This window comes from Pseudomonas sp. R37(2017), assembly GCF_002113375.1.
Classification (GTDB): domain Bacteria; phylum Pseudomonadota; class Gammaproteobacteria; order Pseudomonadales; family Pseudomonadaceae; genus Aquipseudomonas.
Genome location: NZ_NEHO01000005.1, coordinates 55,292 through 75,797 on the forward strand (window position 1 = coordinate 55,292; position 20,506 = coordinate 75,797).

Sequence of the window (20,506 nt, forward strand, 5' to 3'; positions counted from 1 at the left end):
GAGGTCACCCGTGGAGCAAGAAGCCTGGCAGGTATTGATAGTGGAGGACGACCAGCGACTGGCCGAACTGACCCGCGATTACCTGGAAGCCAATGGCCTGCGCGTATCGATCGAAGGGGATGGCGCCCTCGCTGCGAACCGCATCATCAAGGAGCAACCGGATCTGGTGATTCTCGACCTGATGCTCCCCGGCGAAGACGGCCTGAGCATTTGCCGCAAGGTCCGCTCACGCTACGACGGCCCGATCCTGATGCTCACCGCCCGTACCGATGACACTGACCAGATTCTCGGCCTGGACCTGGGCGCTGACGACTACGTGTGCAAGCCGGTGCGGCCGCGCTTGCTGCTGGCACGCATCCAGGCCCTGTTGCGTCGCAGTGAAACACCGGAAGTCGCCCCGGAAAAACAGCGGCGTCTACAGTTCGGCCCGCTGATCGTCGACAACGCCCTGCGTGAAGCCTGGTTGCAGGGGGCCGGCATCGAACTGACCAGCGCCGAGTTCGACTTGCTCTGGCTATTGGTGGCCAATGCCGGGCGCATTCTGTCCCGGGAGGAGATCTTCACCGCGCTGCGGGGTATCGGTTATGACGGTCAGGACCGCTCCATCGATGTGCGCATCTCGCGCATCCGCCCGAAAATCGGCGATGACCCGGAACATCCACGGCTGATCAAGACCGTGCGCAGCAAAGGCTATCTGTTCGTTCCCGAGGCTTGCGTAGACCAGACCCTGTGAACTCGATCTTCCTGCGTATCTATGGCGGCATGTGCGCCGCGTTGATTCTGGTGGCGGTGCTCGGCGTGCTGGCGTTGCACATGCTCAATCAGGTGCGCAGCGAGCAATACCGCGAGCGCCTGGCCCACGGCACGTTTTCGCTGATGGCCGACAACCTGCAACCGATGAACCAGACCGAACGCCACCGTGCCTTGCTGGTGTGGGAGCGGTTGCTGGGCATTCCGCTGGCGCTGAAAACCTTTGCCGAGACTGACCTCGACCTGACCCAGCGCACCCGTGTGTTGCACGGCCAGGCATTGGTGGAGCAGACCGGACCGCACGCGGCGAAGGTCTACAAGCTGGTCAGCGACAAGGAACAACTGATGCTCACCGGGGAGGTGCAGCAGATCAGTGAGCAACTGGCTCGCGCGACCATCTACCTGTTGACCGATGAGCTGGTACGCGCCCCGGTCGCCGATCAGCCATTGCGCCTGGCGCAATTGAAAGAAAACAAGGGGTTCGGCTTCGATCTGCGCCTGGTCACGGTGGACGAGGCCGACATGGACGAAGACCAAAGCCGCCGGGTGTCCGAGGGCGACACCGTGATGGCATTGGGCAAGGGGGGCGATTCGATCCGGGTGTTTGCCGGCATGGTCGGCACTCCGTGGGTCCTGGAAATCGGCCCCTTGTATCAGATGAATCCGTATCCACCGGAGTGGCTGGTGCTGATCGCCGCGCTGGGCCTGACGCTGATCGGATTGATCGTTTACCTGTTGGTGCGTCAACTGGAGCGCCGCTTGCGTGGCCTCGAGGCCGCCGCCACGCGCATTGCCAAGGGCAGCCTGGAGACCCGCGTGCCGGCGCGTGGCGCGGACTCGGTGGGGCGGTTGGCCTCGGCGTTCAATGGCATGGCCGAGCACTTGCAACAGTTGCTGGCGATCCAGCGCGAACTGGTGCGCGCGGTGTCCCATGAATTGCGCACGCCGGTGGCGCGCCTGCGCTTTGGCCTGGAAATGATAGGTTCGGCGACCACGCCGCAAGCCCTGGAAAAATACTGCCAGGGCATGGACCACGACATCGAGGACCTCGACCGGCTGGTGGACGAGATGCTGACCTATGCGCGGCTGGAGCAGGGCTCGCCGGCGCTGAACTTTCAGCGAATCGACCTGGATGCCTTGGTCAATCAGGTGATTGAGGAACTGGCGCCGTTGCGCGCCGACGTCACGGTGCAGCGCGGGCTCTGCCTGTCGGCGGCCGATAACGACGACGCTTGGGTCGAGGCTGAGCCGCGCTTTCTGCATCGGGCGATCCAGAACCTGGTGAGCAACGCCATGCGCCATGCGCAATCACGGGTGACCATCAGCTATCAGGTGGGGCAGCAACGATGCCGAGTGGATATCGAGGATGACGGGCCTGGAGTGCCGGAGTCGGCGTGGGAGAAGATCTTCACGCCGTTCCTGCGTCTCGACGACAGCCGTACCCGCGCGTCTGGAGGCCATGGGTTAGGCCTGTCCATTGTGCGGCGCATCATCCATTGGCATGACGGGCGCGCGTTGATCGGCAAGAGCAAGAGCCTGGGCGGGGCGTGCTTCAGCCTGAGCTGGCCGCGCAATCAGGAGAAGCGTTGAGTCTCGGATCCATGTCTCGCCACAAATCCCTGTAGGAGCGAGCCTGCTCGCGATGGCGGCCAAACAGGCGCCAATCAACCTCAGGCCTTGATACTGACCAGACTCAACAACTGCCCATCCTTGACCCCGAACTGCGCATCCAGCTCGGTGCCGTTGCACCATTCGCTGGACAAATCAGTGAGCAGCCGCAACCGCACTTCGCCCGACTCACGCCACTCCAGCACTTCGGCGTGTTCGAAATAAAAACGTTGCTGAACGATCGGATAGAGCGCCTTGAACAGGCTTTCCTTGACCGAGAACGTCAGGGTGACCAGCAATGCCAGTTGATCGCGAGGACCGGCCGCCATGCGCTGTAGCTCCGGCGGGTTGAGGATCTCACCGGCCAGGCGCTCGGCCCGATCGGCATTGAGCAGGTTTTCCAGGTCCATGCCCAGGCCGCGCCAATGGCTTTTGTTCGCCACGATCGCTGCCGCCCGGCCGGTGCTGTGGGTGATCGAGCCAGTGATATGAGCAGGCCAGACCGGTGCCCGGTCTTCACCGATGGCCGGAATGAAGCTCAAACCTTCGAGCCGCTGCAATGCGGCCCGGGCGCACACCCGCCCGGCGAGATACTCCGCCTGCCGTTTGGCCACCGAGCGCTGAATGCTCGCCGGCATGTCGACTGCGCTGCGCAGAAAGTCATCGCTGGCCAGTCGGGCGCTATCGAAGTGAGTGCTCGACAGGACCGTATCGGGCAGCGCAATCGGCAGCGGCCAATGGTCGTCGAGGGGCGTGCAGCAGACGGGCAGGGCTGGGGCTGGATTCATGTCGGGCATTTTGCCGGGTTGGCTTGACGCTGGGTAGTGTAAAGCTTCAGGTCGTTGGCAATGGCTGCGAAGAACAGGCGCAGGGTTGTATGCCGTTTTGAAGCTTGTCGAAACATCCGGAAGGGGGCGGTTCAGCCCAGGTTCAGAGTGCGTTCAGGGGGAGTTCAGGGCGCGGTACGTAACCTTGCCTCGTACCCAAAAACAAACGGCACACGAGGAACGCACCAATGACTGGATTCAAAAAACTGCTACTGGCATTCACGGTTCTGGGCGCGAGCACCGCAGCTTTCGCGTCCGACGACAACTTCGCCAGCCTTACGCTTGGACAGACCAGCGATAAGATCAAAAAATCCCACGCTCTGAACGACAACCTCAATCACCCGAACGCCGATGGCGTGATTGGCAAGGACACCACCTGGGGTGTTCGGCTGGGCCAGCAAAACGCGAAGGGCCGCTACTACGCCACTTACGACAACGTGTCGGGCTCGCACAACGGCATTAAACTGCGTCAGGAAAACCTCCTGGGCAGCTACGATCTGTTCTATCCGGTAGGTGGCAGCACCAGGCTGTTCGGTGGTGCCACGGCTGGCCTGACCAAAATGACCCAGGAGTCCTCAGGCTTCAGCCGCGACAGTGATATCGGCTACGCCATCGGTGGCCAGATGGGTGTGCTGCAACAGGTCTCGCAGAACACTTCGGTTGAACTGGGTTACCGTTATCTGCGCAGTAACGCCAGCACCGAGATGAGCGAGCGCGGTGGCAGCAAGCAGGGTTCACTGGACCTGACCAGCAGCGCCCAGACCTACCTGTCCGCCAACTACGCTTTCTGACAAGCGTTTGTGAGCGGCCTGCGCCGGATCAGTCCGAGTGACTGATCCGGCGTTGTCATGTTAGCTATTGAGGTGCGACGTTGTGCCTCTGGAGATGTTGATTTGCCCGGGAGAGCGTTATGAAACTGCTGGTCGTCGAAGATGAAGCGTTGCTGCGTCATCACCTGAAAACCCGCCTGACGGAGAGCGGCCACGTGGTCGAGTCCGTGGCCAACGCCGAGGAGGCGTTGTACCAGGCCACCCAGTTCAACTTTGACCTGGCGGTGATCGATCTCGGTCTGCCGGGCATGAGCGGGCTCGACCTGATCCGCCAGTTGCGTTCAAGTGGCAAAACCTTCCCGATCCTGATCCTCACCGCGCGGGGTAACTGGCAGGACAAGGTCGAAGGCCTGGCAGCCGGTGCCGACGATTACGTAGTCAAGCCGTTTCAGTTCGAAGAACTGGAGGCGCGCCTGAATGCGTTGTTGCGTCGCTCCAGTGGTTTTACCCAGTCGACCATCGTCGCCGGTCCCCTGCTGCTGGATCTGAATCGCAAGCAGGCGTCCCTCGATGACCAGCCATTGGCGCTGACCGCGTACGAATACCGCATTCTCGAATACCTGATGCGCCACCATCAGCAAGTGGTGCCCAAGGACCGCTTGATGGAACAGCTCTACCCCGATGACGACGAGCGCGATCCGAATGTGATCGAGGTACTGGTCGGCCGTCTGCGCCGCAAACTGGAGGGGCCGGGCGGGTTCAAGCCGATCGACACCGTGCGCGGCCTGGGCTACCTGTTCAATGAGCGTTGCACTTGATCCGTTCACTGCGCGTTCGCTTGATGCTCGCCGCCACGCTGTTGGCGGTGTTGTTCATGCTGGCGTTGCTGCCGGCAATGCAGGGTGCCTTCAGCCTGGCGCTACAGGACTCCATTGAGCAGCGTCTGGCATCGGACGTGACCACGTTGATCTCTGCCGCCCGGGTGGAGAACAACAGCCTGCAGATGCCGGCGCAATTGCCCGACGAGCGCTTCAACCTCACCGACAGTCGATTGCTCGGCTACATCTATGACCGTGAAGGGCGTCTGGTCTGGCGTTCGAAGGCGACCCAGGAAGAACGCATCAATTACAAGCCACGCTACGACGGACATGGCAACGAGTTTGCGCGGATCCGCGAAGCCAATGGCCAGGAGTTCTTCGTCTACGACGTCGAGGTCAAATTGCTCGGTGGCAAGAGTGCAGCCTTCAGCATCGTTGCCCTGCAGCCGGTTCGCGAGTACGAACTGACCCTCGAAGGCCTGCGGGAAAATCTCTATCTGGGTTTTGGCGCGGCACTGCTGGTGCTGTTGGCGTTACTGTGGATCGGTCTGACCTGGGGGTTGCAGGCATTGCGACGTTTGAGTCAGGAACTGGACCAGATCGAAGGTGGTACTCGCGAAAGCCTCAGTGAAGAACATCCACGGGAATTGCTGCGCCTGACCGGTTCCCTCAACCGTTTGCTGCACAGTGAGCGTGAGCAACGCAGTCGCTATCGTGATTCCCTCGATGACCTTGCCCATAGCCTGAAAACACCGCTGGCGGTGTTGCAAGGCGTCAGTGAAGACATGGCCCAGCGTCCCGAAGATCGCGATCAAGCCTGGGTACTGCAAGCCCAGATCGAACGCATGAGCCAGCAGATCGGCTACCAGTTGCAGCGTGCCAGCCTGCGCAAAAGCGGTCTGGTACGTCATCAGGTGCGCTTGCACCCGGTGCTGAAAAGTCTGTGCGACACACTGGACAAGGTCTATCGCGACAAGCGTGTGCATGTCGCGTTCGACCTGCCCGACCCGTGCTATGTGCCGATCGAGCAGGGCGCTCTGTTGGAGATGATGGGCAACCTGCTGGAAAACGCCTATCGCTTGTGCCTGGGCGAAATACGCATCAGCGTGCGTGAAACCCTCGGTGGCACCGAGTTGTGTGTCGAAGACGACGGACCTGGCGTACCTCCGGGTCAGCGCGCACGGATTCTCGAGCGCGGCGAGCGTCTGGATCGTCAGCACCCAGGGCAGGGCATCGGCCTGGCGGTGGTCAAGGACATCATCGAAAGTTACAGCGCCCAACTGACCCTGGGCGATTCACCGATGGGCGGTGCGGCGTTCCGGATTCATTTTCCGGTGGTTTGACCGGGAATTCGATGGTGCATTTGCTCGCGAAGAGGCCAGTGAAGACACCATGAAATCCGCACTGAATTTCAGTGTTCCTGCGCCCGATAAGCTCCTGGCGTCAGTCCCGTCCACTTCTTGAACGCCCGGTGAAACGCCGACGGCTCGGAAAACCCCAGCTGCTCGGCGATCTGTTGCAACGACAGGTCGGCGCGGCCCAGGTGATAAATCGCGATGTCCCGGCGCAATTGGTCCTTCAATTCCTGAAAACTCGAACCCTCTTCCCGCAAGTGTCGGCGCAAGGTCTGCGGGCTGATGTGCAAATGGGCGGCCACGGCCTCCAGGTCGGGCCAGCGTGAACTGTCGCGACTGAGCAAGCGGCGCAAGCGGCTGCTCAAACTGTCGCCGTCATCGGGGCGTGAGAGCAGGTCGGCGGGGGAGCGTTCGAGGAAATGCTTGAGGGTGCGTTCATCCTGCAACAATGGCATTGCTAGGTAGCGGCTGTGAAACAACAGGCTGCTCTGGCCCCTGGAAAACTCCAGTGGACAGGAAAACAGCAGGTCGTACTCGGCGCCGTGTTCCGGGCGCGGGTAGCTGAACGTGGCCTGTTCCAGGCGAATGCGCTGGCCGATCAGCCAACTGCCGAAACGGTGCCAGATCACCAGCAGGCTTTCGCTGAGGAAATGATCCGGGTCCCAAAGCTGCGAGTCGTCAAGGCTCAGGCGAACCCATTCATCTTCGCGGCTCAGGGTCAAGCGCGGAGCCCCGGGGAATAGGCTATAAAACAATAAGCCGCGGTTGAGTGCCTTTTCCAGGCTGCGGCAGTGAATCACGGCATGGCACATCATCGCAAAGCTGCCCGGCTTGCTCGGGGCTTGCCCGAACCCCAGGTACTCGTCGTCCAGTGCCAGCCACAAGGCCTGAATCAGTTGGGTGAATTGCTCCGGAGCGATGCGCGCCCGCGGCTCGTCCAGCAACTCGGGGCTGATCCCCAGTTGTTGTAGCAGGCCCGAATAGTCGTAGCCGTGTCGACGCGCCCCTCCAAGAACGGCGCGGGCGAAATGACTGGCAATGGTGCGTTCGCGCATGGCAGCAGATCTGACCGTTGAACGACGGATGGTAGCGGTGCATTGCGGGCATGAACAGGGCGGATATCCGCCAAATTGCAGGACGACTTCCAGTGGAGGGGCGGAAATCCGCCACATGTTTGTAACTGGCCGGTGACAGGGAATTTACCGCGACCCCTGGTATCAAAAGGCTTGCAGGGATTTTACCGAAGGTGGCACGGGCCTTGCGATACAACGAGCAGATGCCTGCCGTTGCGCAGCTCGAAAAAACAAATCCCTCCAGTGCAGGAGGGTTCGCAAATGTGGTGTTGCGGGCAGCAGATGGATGTTGTCACCGGGCACCTTTGAGGAACTTTGCAATGACGACTCGTCAGCCACTGTACAAATCCCTGTATTTCCAGGTGATCGTTGCAATTGTCATCGGTATCGCGCTCGGTCACTTCTATCCACAGCTCGGTGTGGCCGTCAAGCCACTGGGTGACGGGTTCATCAAGCTGATCAAAATGATCATTGCCCCGATCATCTTCTGTACCGTCGTCAGCGGTATCGCCGGTATGCAGGACATGAAGTCGGTTGGCAAGACCGGTGGCTATGCGCTGCTGTACTTCGAGATCGTTTCGACCATCGCATTGCTGGTCGGTCTGGTCGTGGTCAACATCGTGCAGCCAGGCAATGGCATGCACATCGATGTCGCCACCCTCGATGCCTCCAAGGTTGCGACCTATGTTGCGGCCGGTGCTGACCAGAGCGTCGTCGGCTTCCTGCTGAACGTGATCCCGACAACCATCGTCGGCGCCTTCGCCACTGGCGACATCCTGCAGGTGCTGATGTTCTCGGTGATCTTCGGTTTCGCCCTGCATCGCCTGGGTGCCTACGGCAAGCCGCTGCTGGACTTCATCGATCGCTTCGCCCACGTGATGTTCAACATCATCAATATGATCATGAAGCTCGCGCCAATCGGTGCCTTCGGTGCCATGGCGTTCACCATCGGCGCCTACGGTGTCGGCTCGCTGGTGCAACTGGGTCAACTGATGGCGTGCTTCTACATCACTTGCCTGCTGTTCATCCTGGTCGTGCTGGGCGCCATCGCCCGCATGCACGGTTTCAGCGTGCTGAAAATGATCCGCTACATCCGTGAAGAGCTGCTGATCGTACTGGGTACTTCTTCTTCGGAATCGGTGCTGCCGCGCATGCTGATCAAGATGGAGCGTCTGGGCGCGCAGAAATCTGTCGTGGGTCTGGTGATCCCGACCGGCTACTCGTTCAACCTCGACGGTACTGCTATCTACCTGACCATGGCCGCGGTGTTCATTGCCCAGGCAACCGATACGCACATGGACATCACGCACCAGATCACCCTGTTGATTGTATTGCTGCTGTCGTCCAAGGGCGCTGCGGGCGTGACCGGTAGCGGTTTCATCGTGCTGGCTGCGACCCTGTCCGCCGTGGGTCACCTGCCGGTTGCCGGCCTGGCGCTGATCCTCGGTATCGACCGTTTCATGTCCGAAGCCCGTGCCCTGACCAATCTGGTCGGTAACGCCGTGGCCACCATCGTTGTGGCCAAGTGGGTCAAGGAACTGGACACCGATGTGCTGCAGGCTGAGCTGGCCTCGGGCGGTCGCGGCATCGCCGATGAGCCTAAAGACGATGTTCTGGGCCATGTCGAAGGGGCAACCCCGACGAACGCCAAGTAAGCCTTGTTGTAATGAAAAACCCGCTTCGGCGGGTTTTTTCATGCCTGGTGTTTGAGCACAACGGTCACTGAGCATGGCGCATAAGGTGATTGCTGCAATGCCAATGGCTGCCTAGGCTGGGTGCATCGTCAAGGGAGAAGATTCATGCTCGGTCCACTGGCATCACTCAAGGTTCTGGATTTCTCGACATTGCTGCCGGGGCCGTTCGCCTCGTTGTTGCTGGCGGACATGGGCGCCGAAGTGCTGCGCATCGAATCACCGACGCGCATGGATCTGCTGCGGGTGTTGCCGCCCCACGATCAAGGCGTGTCAGCCAGCCATGCCTACCTCAACCGCAACAAGCGCAGCCTCGCCCTGGACCTCAAACAGCCTGAGGCGCTGGAGGTGATCAGATCGTTGCTGGAGGACTATGACATCGTGCTCGAACAGTTCCGTCCGGGTGTCATGGAACGTCTGGGCCTGGGCTACGAAGCCCTGAAGGCGATCAATCCCAAATTGATTTATGTGTCGATCACCGGCTACGGCCAGACCGGCCCCTACAAGGACCGCGCCGGCCATGATATCAACTACCTGGCCTTGTCCGGGCTGGCGAGTTACACCGGCCGAGGTGACAGCGGACCGCTGCCGTTGGGCATGCAGGTAGCGGATGTCGCCGGTGGCTCGCTGCATGGAGTGATTGGCTTGTTGGCGGCGGTCATTGCCCGGCAACAAACTGGCCGGGGCCAGCACCTGGATGTCAGCATGACTGACTGCGCGTTCAGCCTGAACGCGATGGCAGGGGCCGGGTATCTGGCCTGTGGCGTCGAACCGGGGCCGGAAAACCAGGTGCTCAATGGCGGCAGCTTCTATGATTACTACCGCTCCCGGGATGGGCGCTGGCTGTCGGTTGGCAGTCTGGAACCGGTATTCATGAGGCAGTTGTGCACGGCCCTGGGGCTGGAGGAGCTGGCCAACCTGGGTCTGTCACCACAACCAGCGCATCAGAAACAGCTTAAAGACGCGCTGAAGGTCGAATTCGAAAAGCATGATTTTGCCGAGTTGCGCGCGCTGTTCGCGGAGCTGGATGCTTGTGTCGAGCCGGTGTTGAGCCTGGAGGAAGCGTTGCGTCATCCGCAGTTGCAGGCGCGGGCGTTGGTGACCGATGTGCCTCGTGGCGATGGTTCGAGCCAGGCGCAGATGGCGTGTCCGTTGAAGTTTTCCGATGGTTTGCCTGAGCCCCGGCATCTTGGCGCGGCGCTGGGACAGCATACGGATCAGGTGTTGGGGGAGTTGGGGTTTAGTGCCGAGCGGATTGCTCAGATGCGATTCGCCAAGATAATTCTCTAGCGTCTGCACTGGCCTCTTCGCGAGCAGGCTCGCTCCCACACTGGTTTTGTGTCACGCCACAGGTCCCCTGTGGGAGCGAGCCTGCTCGCGAAGAGGCCAGTGCAACCACTACAAAATCCACTACTCGACCCGCATCTCCCCGCTGAACACCAGGGTGTGACGACAGCGCTGGCACAAATACCGCCGGCCTTGCCGAACCAGGCTATGGCGCTGGGCGGAAAACGGGAAGTCGCTGTCGGCGCATGGGCACTTGTAGATGTAGCGGGTCACGCTGCGGCGTTTGACGTCATAGGTGTGGCAGCGGTTGGGCGGCAGTTCGTACACGCCGCGCATGATCAATTGCCATTCTTCGCCATGGGGCTGGATGCGGTCGCCAAACAGTTGATGGGCGATCAGGTGCGCGACTTCGTGGGCTACGGTCTGCTTGAGGAAATCCTCGGTGTTTTCCCGGTACAGCTGCGGGTTGAAGCGCAGCAGGTTCTCGTGCAAATGCGCGACACCGGCTTTTTGCCCGCGCAGCTTGAGGCTTACCACGGGGCGCTTGAAAGGTCGTTTGAAAAAGGATTCGGCTAGTTGGAAGCAGTCTTCGACGCGGGTGTTGAGTTGCTCGGGCATGCTTGATGGATCTCCAGAGCGGTCGAGTATGCCGCAACCTTCCAGCCTTGCGAATCGCCAGGTTGCCGAATGGTCGTGTGCATTATCGTGGCTGAAGAATGAAAAGGCCGCCTTGCGGCGGCCTGTTTTCGGTAATTTCCAATTATCAGTGATGAGCGGCTAGTTGGTGTAGACCGGCCCCACGCCGAGTCCCCAGACAATCACAGTGAACGCCATGATGGCGACCAGCACCACCAGGCCTACGGCGAGCACCGAACTTGAAAACAGGAAGCCCTCGTCAGATGGAATGTTCATGAATGTCGGTAAGCCCACATACAGCAAGTACACCGTGTAGCAGATGGCTGCGGTGCCGATGATCATCCCCAGCCACAGGTGCGGGTACAAGGCGGCGAGGCCGCCGATGAACAGCGGTGTAGCGGTGTAGGTTGCAAATGCAATGCAGCGCGCGAGGCTTGGATTGGCGTCATAGGTGCGGGCCATCCAGTGAATGAATGCGCCCATTACCGCAACACCCCCGAGCATCGCCAGGTACGACATGACCGTCATCCATATCGCGCTTTCTACGGTCAACATCACGGGAGGCCGATTGCCGATGACCCAGCCGACCTTTGTGGTGCCAATAAAGGCAGATATGGCGGGGATCGCCGCCAGGATCAGTGTGTGGGTCAGGTACATGTGGCTGATGCTTTCCTCCTGGTCGCCACGGATTTCCTTCCATTCTTGGTCAGGGTGGGTGAAGAGCCCCACTACGTGATGGATCATGCCAGTCACTCCTCTTGTCTTTACCGTCGCCCCCCAGTGGAGCGCCTACGGGCCAATGCGGCCAAGCAAGTCACAGGTCTGAAATTTTTACGCGACCTTATGTCGCAGTATAGGGAGGAGTTTCCCCAGAGGGAGTAAGGGCTTTAGAGCAAATCGCGCTGTAAACGCACTTGTTAATCGCCGTCGGCTCTGTGTAGAACAGCCCTTTTGGCGCGGCACTTCGCCCTCGGGGTGTTTTTGCGTAAAATGCCCGCCTTTCGTCACACCTCACGGATTTCGCGTCATGGGCACTCTCACGGTCAACCAGAACAAACTGCAAAAGCGTCTTCGCCGACAGGCCGGTGAGGCGGTTGCCGATTTCAACATGATTGAAGACGGCGACAAGGTCATGGTCTGCCTGTCCGGTGGCAAGGACAGCTACACCATGCTCGATGTGCTGATGCACTTGCAGAAGGTCGCGCCGATCAAGTTCGAGATCGTGGCCGTGAACATGGACCAGAAACAGCCGGGCTTCCCGGAGCACGTTCTGCCGGCCTACCTCAAGGAACTGGGTATCGAGTACCACATCGTCGAGAAAGACACTTACTCGGTGGTCAAGGAACTGGTCCCGGAAGGCAAGACCACTTGCTCGTTGTGCTCGCGCCTGCGTCGCGGCACGCTCTACACCTTCGCCGACGAAATCGGCGCGACCAAGATGGCCCTCGGTCATCACCGCGACGACATCGTCGAGACGTTCTTCCTGAACATGTTCTTCAACGGTTCGCTCAAGGCCATGCCGCCGAAACTGCGCGCCGACGACGGCCGTAACGTGGTGATCCGCCCGCTGGCCTACTGCAACGAAAAAGACATTCAGGCCTACTCTGACTTCAAGCAGTTCCCGATCATTCCGTGCAACCTCTGTGGTTCCCAGGAAAACCTGCAGCGTCAGGTGGTCAAGGAAATGCTGCAGGACTGGGAGCGCAAGACCCCGGGCCGCACCGAAAGCATTTTCCGCAGCCTGCAGAACGTGATCCCGTCGCAACTGGCGGATCGCAATCTGTTCGACTTCACCAGCCTCAAGATTGACGAGTCCGCGGCTTCGCGCTTCGTCAACGTGGTCAACCTCTGACCACAAATACTGTGGGAGCGGGCTGTGGCGAGGGGGCTTGCCCCCGTTGGGCTGCGAAGCGGCCCCAAGGTCTACGTTTTACCAAAGATCTTGTGAGTGCTACGCACTCAAACGGGGGCAAGCCCCCTCGCCACAGGCTCGCTCCTACAATGGTTTTTCGTTTCAAACCTCAGGAGAGGGCATGCGCGACTACAAGTGGCTGAACGAGTACTGCTTGAACCGTTTCGGTTCGGCGGCTGAACTGGAAGCCCATCTGCCTGTTCCCAAGACTCCCGCACAACTGCGCAAGATCAGCGACGATCGCTACCTCTCGATGATGGCTCTACGGGTATTCCGCGCCGGGCTCAAGCACAGCCTGGTGGATGCCAAGTGGCCGGCCTTCGAAGAAGTCTTCTTCAAGTTCGACCCGGAAAAAGTCGTGCTGATGAGCGCCGAACACCTTGAGCGGCTGATGCAGGACACCCGGATCATTCGCCACCTGGGCAAGCTCAAGAGCGTGCCGCGCAATGCGCAGTTCATACTCGATGTGGCCAATGAAAAAGGCAGCTTCGGCGCACTGATCGCCGACTGGCCGGTGACCGATATCGTCGGGCTCTGGACCTTCCTGAAAAAGCGCGGCCATCAGTTGGGCGGGTTGTCCGCACCGCGTTTCTTGCGGATGATCGGCAAGGACACCTTTGTGCCGAGCTATGACGTGGTGGCGGCGTTGAATGCCCAGGACATCATCGACAAGGTGCCGAGCAGTCTGCGCGATCTGGCGTTGGTGCAGGACGTGTTCAATCAGTGGCATGAAGAAAGTGGCGGGCGGCCGATGAGCCAGATTTCGATGATGCTGGCCTACACCGTCAATCATTGAGACCAGGTCGCCCCCTTCGCGAGCAGGCTCGCTCCCACAGGATTACGCTGTCCCTGTGGGAGCGAGCCTGCTCCGGGTGGCGTTCCGACGAAGGCGGTGTGTCAGGCTACGGTGATCTCGCCTTCACCCGCCAGCTTGCGATTCAGCTGATACCGCCAGCGCACATACAACAGTGCCGAGCAGAACACCGCCAGGCTCGCGCCCATCTCCAGCAAGCCGAAGATTTGCCGGTTCGGGTCATAGGCCGCCAATGCGCCCTTGATGAAATACAGGTTCACCACAAAGCACATCCACGAATGCCCGCGCGGGCTGCCGACGATCATTCCCGGCGCCAGTATCAGCAGCGGCACCAGCTCGATCAGCAGAATCACCCATGGCCGGGCGCCGTGCAGGTCGGCAACCAGCAGGTAGTAGATACACAGCAGGCCCACCAACCCCAAAAAGCACAGCAGGCTGATGACGCGCATGACCCGTACCCGTGGTTCGAGCCATTCGAGGGCGGGCAGAATCTTCGGTTTCCTGGCCACCTCAGCTCTCCAGTTTCTGTGCAGTCTTCGCCAGGCGCATGCCCAGGGCGCGGCACAAGGCTACTTCATGGCTATCCAGGCCGCTTTTGCCGTCGGCGCCGGCATGGTGACTGGCGCCGTATGGCGTGCCGCCGCCCTGGGTTTCCAGCAGTGCCGATTCGCTGTAGGGCAGGCCGGTGATCAGCATGCCGTGGTGCAACAACGGCAGCATCATCGACAGCAGGGTGGTCTCCTGGCCGCCGTGCAGACTCGCCGTAGAGGTGAACACACCCGCCGGCTTGCCTACCAGGGCGCCGGTCAGCCACAGGTTGCTGGTGCCATCGAGGAAATACTTCAGGGGAGCCGCCATGTTGCCGAAGCGGGTCGGGCTGCCGAGTGCCAGGCCGGCGCAGTTTTTCAGGTCGTCGAGGCTGGCATACAGTGCGCCTTCATCGGGAATTTCCGGCGAAACGGCTTCGCATTCGGTGGAAATCGCCGGCACCGTGCGCAAGCGCGCTTCAAGCCCGGCCTGTTCGACGCCACGGGCAATCTGCCGGGCCATTTCGTTGGTCGAGCCGCTGCGGCTGTAGTACAGAACCAGAATGTACGGTGCACTCATGGCAACAGTTCCAGGATCTGCTCCGGTGGACGGCCGATGATGGCTTTGTCGCCGACTTCGAGAATCGGGCGTTCCATCAGTTTCGGGTGGGCGGCGATGGCAGCGATCAATTGCGCTTCGCTCAGGCTGTTGTCCGCCAGGTCGAGGGTCTTGTACTCGTCCTCGCCGGTGCGCAGCAATTGTCGGGCGCTGATCCCGAGTTTGCCCAGCAGGCTCTGGATTTGCGCGGCGTCCAGTGGGGTTTCCAGGTAACGGACCACGGTCGGGGTCAGGCCACGGGCTTCAAGCAGTTCGAGCGCACCGCGGGATTTCGAGCAGCGCGGGTTGTGATAAAGCGTCAGATCGGTCATGAGCGGGTCGCATGTTGTGTTAGGTGGCGGCTATTCTAACTGTGCAGCGCGCAATCCAGAACCGTGGGAGGCGATGGGTCGCAGACGCATTCAATTTTTGACAAGGAACACGACATGACAAGGCGACTGGCAGCAGCATTGGCGATCATCGGAGCGTTGATGCTGGGGGGCTGCGGGAATGACTATGGCATCGACCAGGACGGTCATAAAATCGCCGCTGACCGCCTGGACGGCAAATGGCTGGTGCTCAACTATTGGGCGGAATGGTGCGGGCCTTGCCGCACCGAAATTCCGCAGCTGAATGCCCTGGCCGAGCAGCTCAAGGACAAGAAAATCGGTGTGTTCGGGGTCAACTTCGACAACGTCCAGGGGCAAGAACTGAAGGGCGCGAGCGAGAAACTGGGGATCAGGTTCACGGTGCTGGCCCAGGACCCTTCCGAGTTGTTCGATCTGCCGCGCAGCGAGGCACTGCCGGTGACGTACATCATCGATAACAAGGGCAAGGTGCGTGAACAGTTGATGGGGGAACAGACGGCGGCGGGGGTGATGGCGAAGCTTGAGGCGTTGCAGGCGAAAAACTGATCAGTTGACCGGTTTCACCATGGCGAGGGGGGGAGCAAGCTCCCTCGCCACAGTCATTCACATGAAACAGAGAGGGATCAACCTTCCTCAAGCCACCAGCGCAGCGGCTTGCCTTCGGCTGGCCAGAAGCGGATCTGCTCGATCGGGGAGACGTCCCAGCGCTGGACGTTTTCCAGGGCCTGAAGGAAACGTTTTTCCTGTTCCATCAGCGCCGGCGCGCACAGTTTGCGGGTGCTGCCGATTTTACCGAAGGTCAGTTTGTCGCCATCAAGGGTGTACGGCGCGAACCAGTGGTTGCAGCCGCCATTGCCATAGGCCCGGCCGTCTTCGCCGAGGGTGATGGTCAGGTGGCTGTAGTCCATCAGCGGTCGCTCGCCAATCCACTCCAGTATGTAGCTGCGATCATGTTCGAGTTGCACCGGCTCGGCGGCGCAGCCCACCAGGCTGGCACCGGCCATTGCGCTCAGCGCGAGGCGTTTCATCACGCAGGCTCCTGGCATTTCGGGCACAGGTGTTTCTCGCCAAGGGTAGTCCAGCCCAGCTCGGCGATTCGCGCGGTGGCGGCCGGCTTTTCGGCCTTGTTGCCCAGCTTGGCGTCGACGGCGAACTCGAAACTCAGCTCTTTGGCGCAACTGTCGCAGTTCACTTGCCAGGTGTGGATCGCCAGTTCGCCGAACACCGGGCCACTGGCCACCGCGACCCATTGGCCGGGCGGGTTGATCAGGTGGCGAACCGTTTCGACGGTCAGGCGCATGGACAAGTCCCTGGCACCCTTGAGGGTCACGACCAGCACGTCGTTGTTGCGAATCGAGCCACCGTTGCCGGTGACCTGATAACGCCCCGGCACCAGGGCGCGGCATTCGGTGAGGGTGTGTTGCGGGTTCATCAGGCTGTAGCGGAAATCGTGTTCGACCATGGGTCCTCCAAAAATGCGCGATATGCTAGCACGGGCTTGCACGCCGCATCGCACAGGCGGATGACCTTCGATCCGTTTCAGTCTGCCGTTACCAGATTTTCCGGCGTGCCCGCCGCCCAAACAGAGATGTTGCGCAGCGTGGTGACGGCAATCGCGTCCAGCGCTTCGCGGGTCAGAAAGGCCTGGTGCGCGGTGACGATCACGTTGGGGAAGGTCAACAGTCGTGCCAATACATCGTCTTGCAGCGGCAGGTCGGAGCGGTCCTCGAAGAACAACTGCGCCTCTTCCTCATACACATCCAGCCCCAGGTAACCCAGGCGACCGTCCTTCAACGCGTCGATCAGCGCCGGGGTGTCCACCAGGCCGCCACGCCCGGTATTGATCAACATCGCGCCCGGTTGCATGTGCGCCAGTGATTGGCGGTTGATCAAGTGTTTGCTCTGTTCGTTGAGTGGGCAGTGCAGGCTGATGATCTGCGATTCGGCCAGCAGTTGCGGCAGGCTCAGGTAGCGCGCGCCGAGGGCTTCGACTTCCGGGTTGGGGTAGGGGTCGCAGGCCAGCAACCGGCAGCCAAAACCGTTCATGATCTTGGCGAAGGTGGCACCGATCTGCCCGGTGCCGACCACGCCGACGGTCTTGCCGACCAGGTCGAAACCGGTCAGCCCCTGCAGTCTGAAGTCCCCTTCGCGGGTGCGGTTATAGGCTCTATGCAAGCGGCGATTGAGTGCGAGGATCAGCGCGACTGCATGTTCGGCCACGGCGTGGGGCGAATAGGCCGGGACGCGCACGATGGCCAGCCCCAGGCGCTTTGCCGTCGGCAAGTCGACGTGGTTGTAACCGGCCGAGCGCAGGGCGATCAGGCGTGTGCCGCCAGCGGCCAGGCGTTCGAGCACCGCCGCGCCGAGGTCATCATTGATGAACGCGCAGACCGCTTCATACCCTTGGGCGAGCGCGACCGTGTCGAGACTCAGGCGCGCAGGCTGAAAGTGCAACTCGATCCCGGCCGGTTGCCCGACTGCGAGAAAGCTGTCGCGGTCGTAGTTCTGGCTGCTGAAAAGAATCGTACGCATGCGGTGCTCCTTGAAGGTGGCCAGCGCCGTTGCGCAAGCCGGCATTCGACAGTCGTCAGGTTAGCTCGCCGTAAGATTCAGACGATTGCGCTGCATCAAGCATTCATGCGCGCGTGGGCTGCCAGGCGATTGATCGCCCGGTCGAGCTCGTCCAATGCCATGTCGGCTTTCGGATCCTGTTGCTTGAGCAGGGTTTCGCTGCGTTGGCAGGCCGCACGCAATTGCGGTACGCCGCAGTAGCGTGTCGCGCCATGCAGGCGATGGACGCGTTCGATCAGGGCGTTGTGGTCGTTGCTCTGCTGAGCGAGGCGAATGGCTTCGCGATCTGCTTCCAGGGATGCGAGCAGCATCGCCAGCATGTCCGCCGCCAGGTCAGCCTTGCCGGCGGCCAGACGCAATCCTTCCTCGTGGTCGAGTACCAACAGGTCATGGGCACCCGCATGCCCGTCGCCGGAGCGCTCCGGGCTGTGGTTGCGCAGTGCCAGGCCGCTCCACTTCAGCACTACCTGGGCCAATTGCCGTTCGCTGATCGGTTTGGTCAGGTAGTCGTCCATGCCGCTTTGCAGCAGCGCGCGTTTTTCGTTGGCCATGGCGTGGGCGGTGAGGGCCACGATCGGCAAGGGCGTGCCATGCCGTTCGCTTTCCCACTGGCGGATCGCCTCGGTGCTCTGGCGGCCGTCCATGCCGGGCATCTGCACGTCCATCAATACCAGATCGAATGCCTCGTTCTGCACCGCCTTGATGGCGGCATAACCGCTTTCCACCGCGAGCACCTTGGCGCCCATGTCTTCGAGCAGGGTTTGCACCAGCATCAGGTTGGCCGGGTTGTCATCGACGCACAGCACCTTCGGGGCACGGCTGGACACCGGCTCGCCCGGCTCGTTGCGCATCGGTCGCGGGTTGACCAGGTCAGACAGTGAGCGTCGCAGCTTGCGCGTGCAGGCCGGTTTCGCCTGGAGCTGACTGTGGGGGTTGGGTACGGAAAGATGGAACAGCGTCTGCTCCGTGGTCGGGCACAGCACCAGCACTTTGCAACCAAGATGCTCAAGGTCCCAGATGTGCTGGTTGAGGCGTTCCGGTGGCATGTCGTTGCTGGTGATACCAAGCACGGCGAGGTCGATCGCCTGATCGGTCTGGTGGGCGGCGGTGACGCCATTGGTCAGGCTTTCAAGGGTATTGAACGGCGTAGTGCTGAGGCCGCAGTCTTCCAGTTGATGCTGCAACGCCTGACGCGCCAGCTCGTGGTTTTCCAGTACCGCCACCCGACGCCCGAGCAAAGGCGCGGCGGGCAGGTCTTCGGCATCGTCGCGGGTTTTCGGCAGGCTCAGGCTGATCCAGAATTCCGACCCTTCTCCCGGCGTACTGTCGACGCCGATTTCGCCGCCCATCTGTTCGATCAGGCGTTTGGAAATCACCAGGCCCAGGCCAGTGCCGCCGGGTTGCCGCGACAGCGAGTTGTCAGCCTGGCTGAAGGCCTGGAACAGGGCGCGCACGTCCTGGTTGGAAAGACCGATACCGGTGTCCTGGATGCTGATGCGCAACTGCACGGTGTCTTCGTGTTCTTCTTCGAGCATGGCGCGGGCGACGATGGTGCCTTCGCGGGTGAACTTGATCGCGTTGCTCACCAGGTTCGTCAGGATCTGCTTGAGCCGCAGCGGGTCGCCCACCAGTGACAGTGGTGTATCCCGGTACACCAGGCTCACCAGCTCCAGGTGTTTGGCGTGGGCGGCGGGGGCGAGGATGGTCAGGGTGTCCTGCAGCAGGTCGCGCAGGTTGAACGGAATATGGTCGAGCACCAGTTTGCCGGCCTCGATTTTCGAGAAGTCGAGAATCTCGTTGATGATGCCCAGCAGGCTGTCGGCGGATTTTTCGATGGTGCCCAGGTAGTCGAGCTGGCGCGGGGTGAGCTCGCTTTTTTGCAACAAGTGCGTGAAGCCGAGAATGCCGTTGAGCGGCGTGCGGATTTCATGGCTCATGTTGGCCAGGAATTCGGACTTGATCCGGCTTGCTTCCAGGGCCTCCTTGCGTGCCAGGTCCAGTTCGATGTTCTGGATCTCGATGGTTTCCAGGTTCTGGCGTACGTCTTCGGTGGCCTGGTCGATGCTGTGCTGCAATTCTTCCTGCGCATTTTGCAGGGTGCCAGCCATGCGGTTGATGCCGGAGGCCAGTTCGTCCAGCTCCTGGCTGCCGAGGGGCGGCAAGCGGGTTTCCAGATGACCGTCCTTGAGTTGAGCCACGGCCTGCTTGATCTGACTGAGCGGCCGATTGATCGTGCGCCCCATGCGCAGGGCCAGCAGTGCCGCACCGATCAGTCCCCCAACGATCAACATCAGGCTGGCGAACAGGCTGCGATAACCGCGCAACAGCATGCTGTTATGGGACAGTTCAAGCTCGACCCAGCCCAGCAGGCGGTCGGCTTCTTCGGGAATCACGTCGCCGGCGAGGTTGCGGTGCTTGCCGAATACCGGCAACAGATAGCGGGTCGCATCGCTGCCGCTGCGGCGCAGCATTTGCGTGCCACTGCCGGAGGGTGTCTGGTTGAGCATGGTCGGGCCGGCGTGGGCCAGCGGCGTGCGATCGGGTGCCAGGAAGGTCACGGCCCGCACGTCGGTTTGTTCCAGGGCCTGGGTGGCGATGCGTTCGAGCAGCTCGTTGTCCTGATGGCCCATGGCCGGTGCCGCCAGTGGAGCCAACTGCTCGGCAATCATTTCGCCGCGCTGCATGAGTTGGGTTTGCAGGTCAGCCTGTTGCATCCAGGTAAAATAACCCCCCAGCACCAACGCCATCAGGCTGGTCGGCAACAGGGTCAGCAACAGCACGCGGCCTTTGATTCCCAGTTTCTTGAGCACGCATCTCTCCTGCATCCCGCTATTCATAGACCGGCACATGCATCCGCCTTGCACCCCTTGCGCAGTGTAGCGATTTGCTCGCGGGCAATCT

Annotated in this window: 21 protein-coding genes; 10 read left to right on the top strand and 11 right to left on the bottom strand. The window is 61.0% G+C overall.

Annotation, left to right across the window (positions count from 1 at the left end; all coding sequences use genetic code 11):
• Positions 1-10: 10 nt before the first annotated feature.
• Together CAG47_RS10345 and CAG47_RS10350 are read left to right on the top strand one after the other, a co-directional pair.
• Positions 11-733, top strand: a complete 723-nt coding sequence (locus tag CAG47_RS10345; RefSeq protein WP_085724771.1) for a response regulator — start codon at positions 11-13, stop codon at positions 731-733.
• Positions 730-2,340, top strand: coding sequence for an ATP-binding protein (locus CAG47_RS10350; RefSeq protein ID WP_085724772.1), 1,611 nt, complete (start codon positions 730-732; stop codon positions 2,338-2,340). Before CAG47_RS10345 ends, CAG47_RS10350 begins: the two co-directional genes overlap by 4 nt.
• An 80-nt stretch (positions 2,341-2,420) precedes the next feature.
• Here CAG47_RS10350 and CAG47_RS10355 read toward each other — a convergent pair whose 3' ends face one another.
• The gene (locus CAG47_RS10355; RefSeq protein WP_218190675.1) at positions 2,421-3,146 is read right to left on the bottom strand and encodes a 4'-phosphopantetheinyl transferase; all 726 of its coding nucleotides are present in this window, start codon (positions 3,144-3,146) and stop codon (positions 2,421-2,423) included.
• A 227-nt stretch (positions 3,147-3,373) separates the two neighbouring features.
• Here CAG47_RS10355 and CAG47_RS10360 point away from each other — a divergent pair, with 227 nt between their 5' ends.
• The 3 genes from CAG47_RS10360 to CAG47_RS10370 all read left to right on the top strand — a co-directional run bounded on the left by CAG47_RS10360 (position 3,374) and on the right by CAG47_RS10370 (position 6,116).
• Positions 3,374-3,976: a hypothetical protein gene (locus tag CAG47_RS10360; RefSeq protein WP_085724774.1), complete on the top strand. Its 603-nt coding sequence runs from the start codon at positions 3,374-3,376 to the stop codon at positions 3,974-3,976.
• A gap of 119 nt (positions 3,977-4,095) precedes the next feature.
• Positions 4,096-4,773, top strand: a complete 678-nt coding sequence (locus CAG47_RS10365; RefSeq protein WP_085724775.1) for a response regulator transcription factor — start codon at positions 4,096-4,098, stop codon at positions 4,771-4,773.
• Entirely contained in the window at positions 4,770-6,116 is a 1,347-nt protein-coding gene (locus tag CAG47_RS10370; protein ID WP_085724776.1) for an ATP-binding protein, read from the top strand. Before CAG47_RS10365 ends, CAG47_RS10370 begins: the two co-directional genes overlap by 4 nt.
• Positions 6,117-6,184: 68 nt before the next feature.
• Here the strand turns inward: CAG47_RS10370 and CAG47_RS10375 are convergent, their stop codons facing one another.
• Positions 6,185-7,183, bottom strand: a complete 999-nt coding sequence (locus CAG47_RS10375; protein ID WP_085724777.1) for an AraC family transcriptional regulator — start codon at positions 7,181-7,183, stop codon at positions 6,185-6,187.
• A 338-nt stretch (positions 7,184-7,521) separates the two neighbouring features.
• On the opposite strand from CAG47_RS10375, the gene CAG47_RS10380 reads away from it, so the two are divergent.
• Both CAG47_RS10380 and CAG47_RS10385 read left to right on the top strand, forming a co-directional pair.
• On the top strand, positions 7,522-8,856 hold the full coding sequence (locus tag CAG47_RS10380; protein WP_085724778.1) for a dicarboxylate/amino acid:cation symporter: 1,335 nt from the start codon (positions 7,522-7,524) through the stop codon (positions 8,854-8,856).
• Between the two features lie 144 nt (positions 8,857-9,000).
• Positions 9,001-10,182, top strand: a complete 1,182-nt coding sequence (locus tag CAG47_RS10385; protein ID WP_085724779.1) for a CaiB/BaiF CoA-transferase family protein — start codon at positions 9,001-9,003, stop codon at positions 10,180-10,182.
• A gap of 120 nt (positions 10,183-10,302) precedes the next feature.
• Here CAG47_RS10385 and CAG47_RS10390 read toward each other — a convergent pair whose 3' ends face one another.
• Both CAG47_RS10390 and CAG47_RS10395 read right to left on the bottom strand, forming a co-directional pair.
• Entirely contained in the window at positions 10,303-10,797 is a 495-nt protein-coding gene (locus CAG47_RS10390) for a SprT family zinc-dependent metalloprotease (RefSeq protein ID WP_085724780.1), read from the bottom strand.
• A 159-nt stretch (positions 10,798-10,956) separates the two neighbouring features.
• Positions 10,957-11,559 (bottom strand): Yip1 family protein, encoded by a 603-nt coding sequence (locus CAG47_RS10395; protein ID WP_085724781.1) that lies wholly within the window; start codon positions 11,557-11,559, stop codon positions 10,957-10,959.
• 283 nt (positions 11,560-11,842) lie between these two features.
• Here CAG47_RS10395 and ttcA point away from each other — a divergent pair, with 283 nt between their 5' ends.
• Complete coding sequence (gene ttcA / locus CAG47_RS10400; RefSeq protein WP_085724782.1) at positions 11,843-12,667, top strand: tRNA 2-thiocytidine(32) synthetase TtcA; 825 nt, start codon at positions 11,843-11,845, stop codon at positions 12,665-12,667.
• A 181-nt stretch (positions 12,668-12,848) separates the two neighbouring features.
• Positions 12,849-13,523 carry a DNA-3-methyladenine glycosylase I gene (locus CAG47_RS10405; protein ID WP_085724783.1) on the top strand — a complete coding sequence of 225 codons (675 nt, stop codon included), beginning with the start codon at positions 12,849-12,851 and terminating at the stop codon, positions 13,521-13,523.
• A gap of 101 nt (positions 13,524-13,624) precedes the next feature.
• Here the strand turns inward: CAG47_RS10405 and CAG47_RS10410 are convergent, their stop codons facing one another.
• From CAG47_RS10410 to arsC, 3 genes are read right to left on the bottom strand one after another with little or no spacing between them, the layout of a single operon-like run.
• Complete coding sequence (locus tag CAG47_RS10410) at positions 13,625-14,050, bottom strand: DUF2069 domain-containing protein (RefSeq protein ID WP_085724784.1); 426 nt, start codon at positions 14,048-14,050, stop codon at positions 13,625-13,627.
• Position 14,051: 1 nt separating this feature from the next.
• Positions 14,052-14,648, bottom strand: coding sequence for an NAD(P)H:quinone oxidoreductase (gene wrbA, locus CAG47_RS10415; protein WP_085724785.1), 597 nt, complete (start codon positions 14,646-14,648; stop codon positions 14,052-14,054).
• A complete protein-coding gene (gene arsC, locus CAG47_RS10420) occupies positions 14,645-14,998 on the bottom strand; it encodes an arsenate reductase (glutaredoxin) (RefSeq protein ID WP_085724786.1) in 354 nt (117 codons plus the stop codon). The genes wrbA and arsC overlap by 4 nt, the downstream gene beginning before the upstream one ends.
• Positions 14,999-15,112: 114 nt before the next feature.
• Here arsC and CAG47_RS10425 point away from each other — a divergent pair, with 114 nt between their 5' ends.
• A complete protein-coding gene (locus tag CAG47_RS10425; protein ID WP_085724787.1) occupies positions 15,113-15,580 on the top strand; it encodes a TlpA disulfide reductase family protein in 468 nt (155 codons plus the stop codon).
• Positions 15,581-15,657: 77 nt separating this feature from the next.
• Here the strand turns inward: CAG47_RS10425 and CAG47_RS10430 are convergent, their stop codons facing one another.
• The 4 genes from CAG47_RS10430 to CAG47_RS10445 form a co-directional block, all read right to left on the bottom strand.
• Positions 15,658-16,062, bottom strand: coding sequence for an META domain-containing protein (locus tag CAG47_RS10430; protein ID WP_085724788.1), 405 nt, complete (start codon positions 16,060-16,062; stop codon positions 15,658-15,660).
• Positions 16,062-16,496: a hypothetical protein gene (locus CAG47_RS10435; RefSeq protein ID WP_085724789.1), complete on the bottom strand. Its 435-nt coding sequence runs from the start codon at positions 16,494-16,496 to the stop codon at positions 16,062-16,064. The genes CAG47_RS10430 and CAG47_RS10435 overlap by 1 nt, the downstream gene beginning before the upstream one ends.
• Before the next feature lie 77 nt (positions 16,497-16,573).
• A complete protein-coding gene (locus CAG47_RS10440; protein WP_085724790.1) occupies positions 16,574-17,566 on the bottom strand; it encodes a 2-hydroxyacid dehydrogenase in 993 nt (330 codons plus the stop codon).
• A gap of 95 nt (positions 17,567-17,661) precedes the next feature.
• Positions 17,662-20,415, bottom strand: a complete 2,754-nt coding sequence (locus tag CAG47_RS10445) for a response regulator (RefSeq protein WP_085724791.1) — start codon at positions 20,413-20,415, stop codon at positions 17,662-17,664.
• Positions 20,416-20,506 lie beyond the last annotated feature (91 nt).

Excerpts from the sequence above, each read along its gene's own strand:
- arsC (WP_085724786.1), bottom strand. The coding sequence starts at position 14,998 with ATGACCGATCTGACGCTTTATCACAACCCGCGCTGCTCGAAATCCCGC.
- CAG47_RS10355 (WP_218190675.1), bottom strand. The coding sequence starts at position 3,146 with ATGAATCCAGCCCCAGCCCTGCCCGTCTGCTGCACGCCCCTCGACGAC.
- CAG47_RS10435 (WP_085724789.1), bottom strand. The coding sequence starts at position 16,496 with ATGGTCGAACACGATTTCCGCTACAGCCTGATGAACCCGCAACACACC.
- CAG47_RS10385 (WP_085724779.1), top strand. The coding sequence starts at position 9,001 with ATGCTCGGTCCACTGGCATCACTCAAGGTTCTGGATTTCTCGACATTG.
- CAG47_RS10380 (WP_085724778.1), top strand. The coding sequence starts at position 7,522 with ATGACGACTCGTCAGCCACTGTACAAATCCCTGTATTTCCAGGTGATC.
- CAG47_RS10365 (WP_085724775.1), top strand. The coding sequence starts at position 4,096 with ATGAAACTGCTGGTCGTCGAAGATGAAGCGTTGCTGCGTCATCACCTG.
- CAG47_RS10440 (WP_085724790.1), bottom strand. The coding sequence starts at position 17,566 with ATGCGTACGATTCTTTTCAGCAGCCAGAACTACGACCGCGACAGCTTT.
- CAG47_RS10405 (WP_085724783.1), top strand. The coding sequence starts at position 12,849 with ATGCGCGACTACAAGTGGCTGAACGAGTACTGCTTGAACCGTTTCGGT.
- CAG47_RS10360 (WP_085724774.1), top strand. The coding sequence starts at position 3,374 with ATGACTGGATTCAAAAAACTGCTACTGGCATTCACGGTTCTGGGCGCG.
- CAG47_RS10430 (WP_085724788.1), bottom strand. The coding sequence starts at position 16,062 with ATGAAACGCCTCGCGCTGAGCGCAATGGCCGGTGCCAGCCTGGTGGGC.
- CAG47_RS10390 (WP_085724780.1), bottom strand. The coding sequence starts at position 10,797 with ATGCCCGAGCAACTCAACACCCGCGTCGAAGACTGCTTCCAACTAGCC.
- wrbA (WP_085724785.1), bottom strand. The coding sequence starts at position 14,648 with ATGAGTGCACCGTACATTCTGGTTCTGTACTACAGCCGCAGCGGCTCG.
- CAG47_RS10425 (WP_085724787.1), top strand. The coding sequence starts at position 15,113 with ATGACAAGGCGACTGGCAGCAGCATTGGCGATCATCGGAGCGTTGATG.
- CAG47_RS10375 (WP_085724777.1), bottom strand. The coding sequence starts at position 7,183 with ATGCGCGAACGCACCATTGCCAGTCATTTCGCCCGCGCCGTTCTTGGA.
- CAG47_RS10395 (WP_085724781.1), bottom strand. The coding sequence starts at position 11,559 with ATGATCCATCACGTAGTGGGGCTCTTCACCCACCCTGACCAAGAATGG.
- ttcA (WP_085724782.1), top strand. The coding sequence starts at position 11,843 with ATGGGCACTCTCACGGTCAACCAGAACAAACTGCAAAAGCGTCTTCGC.